The sequence below is a fragment of the Mesorhizobium sp. genome (genome assembly GCF_004962925.1).
Taxonomy (GTDB): Bacteria; Pseudomonadota; Alphaproteobacteria; order Rhizobiales; family Rhizobiaceae; genus Mesorhizobium.
Genome location: NZ_SUEO01000292.1, coordinates 1 through 2,587, shown reverse-complemented (window position 1 = coordinate 2,587; position 2,587 = coordinate 1). Strand labels below are relative to the sequence as shown.

Genomic DNA, 2,587 nt, shown 5'->3' with positions numbered 1-2,587 from the left:
GCGTGCTGATAGCCTGAACACTCAGGCGGGCTGCAGCCCGGGCAGCGACAGGTCGGCTTCCTCGGGCAAGTCGCCGGCCATCGCGGCAGCGAACTTGGTCTGGTCGAGTTCCCCTTCCCAGCGCGCCACGACCACGGTCGCCACTGCGTTGCCGATGAAGTTGGTCAGTGCCCGGCACTCCGACATGAAGCGGTCGACGCCGAGGATCAGCGCCATGCCGGCGACCGGCACTGTGGGTACCACCGAGAGCGTCGCGGCCAGCGTGATGAAGCCGGCGCCGGTGATGCCGGCGGCACCCTTGGAACTCAGCATGGCGACGGCGAGCAGCAAGATCTGGTCGCCGAAGGTGAGCGGCGTATCGGTCGCCTGCGCTATGAACAGCGCGGCCAGCGTCATGTAGATGTTCGTGCCGTCGAGGTTGAAGGAATAGCCGGTCGGGATGACCAGCCCGACCACCGAGCGGTTGCAGCCGGCACGTTCCATCTTGGCCATCAGGCCCGGCAGTGCCGCTTCCGAGGACGAAGTGCCCAGCACCAGCAGCAGCTCTTCCTTGATGTAGCGGATCAACGCCAGGACCGAGAAGCCGTTGTAGCGGGCAACCGCGCCAAGCACCACCAGCACGAACAGCAGTGCGGTGAGGTAGAATGTGCCGATCAGCATCGCCAGGTTGGCGATCGAGCCGATGCCGTATTTGCCGATGGTGAAGGCCATCGCGCCGAAGGCACCGATGGGTGCCGCCTTCATCAGGATGGCGACGAGGCGGAAGATCGGCGTGGTCAGCGCCTGCAGGAAATCGACGACCGGACGGCCGCGATCGCCGACCATGGCCAAGGCCACGCCGAACAGCACCGAAAAGAACAGAACCTGCAGTATGTCGCCCTTCGCGAAAGCGCCAGTGATGGTGTCGGGGATGATGTTCATCAGGAAGCCGACGATGGTGGTGTCATGCGCCTTCTCGGTAAAGGTCGCTACTTTGGCGGGGTCGAGCGTGGCCGGGTTGATGTGCATGCCGGCGCCGGGCTGGACGACATTGGAGACGACGAGACCGACGACAAGCGCCAGCGTCGAGAACACCAGGAAATAGATCATCGCTTTGCCGGCGACGCGGCCGACCTTCTGCAGGTCTGAAACGCCGGCGATGCCGGTCGCCACCGTCAGGAAGATCACCGGCGCGATCACCATCTTCACCAGTTTGATGAAGGCGTCGCCGAACGGCTTCATCGCCTCACCGGTTTCGGGATAGAAGTGGCCGAGAAGCACGCCGGCGGCGATCGCCGCCAGCACCTGCACATAGAGATGCCGGTAGAAGGGAAGTTTGCCGCGCGGCTCGGCGGCAGCGAGTGCTGTCTGCATGACGTCCTCCATTGTGCTCCGATCGAAAGCTCGACCTCCCGGAGCAATTGCATTGACCCCCAGCAGCCTCGCGACCGCCGAATTCGTATTTGCAACTGCCGTGCCAAGTGCGCGGAAAATATCCAACACTTTGATTTTATTGAATATTCCAGAACTCACGAGGTCGTTTCGCACTCGGAAAGTGCGGATATTCGCATAGTCGAATTGTGCTTTGTGCGAAATCATGCACAAATGGGTGATGCTGCAACGCCCCGCCGCTGCCTTGTCGTCGACGCCCGAGCAACTCAGCAGGCGAGCGCGCCGTGCCTGGCTGCTGTTTGCAGCCATCTCCCTTGCGATCGCCACGGCCGTACTTTACGGCGCCGGCCTCTATGGCCGCACCGCCGAGGTCGGCACGCTGGCGGCGCAAGGCCGCACCGACGCCAATCTGAAGGTCGCGCTGCTGCGCGCTGTGCTGGAAAGCCCGCGCGCCCTGCCCCTGCTTTTGTCGGAAGACCAGCAGGTGCATGACGCGCTGTCACAGAAAAGTGCTGCTGCAGCTGACGTGCTGAACCGCAAGCTTGAAGGGCTGGTCTCCGGCACCAAGGCTTCGGTGCTCTATGTCATCGGCACCGACGGGCTGGCGATCGCCTCCAGCAACTGGCGCGAGCCGATCAGCTTCGTCGGCAACGACTACCGGTTCCGCGATTATTTCTCCGGCGCGATGCAGGCCGGAACTGCCGAATATTTCGCGCTCGGCAATGTCAGCAAACGCCCCGGTCTCTACATCTCGCGCCGCGTCGGCGATGCTGCCGCGCTCGGCGTCGTCGTCGTCAAGGCGGAGTTCGATCAGCTCGAAGCCGACTGGCACGAGGCAAACCGGCCGGCCTATGTCAGCGACGAGAAGGGCGTCGTGCTGATCACCAGCGTGCCGTCCTGGCGCTTCATGACGACCGGGCGGCTTGCCGGGCCTGACCTTGCCGCCATTCAGAACAGCCAGCAGTTCGGCGACGCACCGCTGATGCCGTTGCCGATCACGCGCCCCCAGGCACTCAGCCCGGACGTATCGATCGTTCACGCGGTGACGCCCGGCGGCAGCGACGCGGAATATCTCAGGCTTTCAACGTCAGTCCCTTCGACCCCCTGGCGGCTCGACTATCTCGTCCCGGCCGAGGCGCCGATCGCCGCCGCGGTCCGTGAAATGCGGCTCCTTGCGCTCGGCGTCATTGTCCCGTTGCTTGGTCTTGCTGCGTAC

The 2,587-nt window shown here is 63.9% G+C and carries 1 protein-coding gene and 1 pseudogene; one reads left to right on the top strand and one right to left on the bottom strand.

Annotated features, from left to right (window positions below):
• Positions 1-21: 21 nt before the first annotated feature.
• Complete coding sequence (locus tag E5W87_RS32955; RefSeq protein ID WP_292407372.1) at positions 22-1,353, bottom strand: dicarboxylate/amino acid:cation symporter; 1,332 nt, start codon at positions 1,351-1,353, stop codon at positions 22-24.
• A gap of 223 nt (positions 1,354-1,576) precedes the next feature.
• Here E5W87_RS32955 and E5W87_RS32950 point away from each other — a divergent pair.
• Positions 1,577-2,587, top strand: a pseudogene (locus E5W87_RS32950) (two-component sensor histidine kinase); the annotation flags it as partial.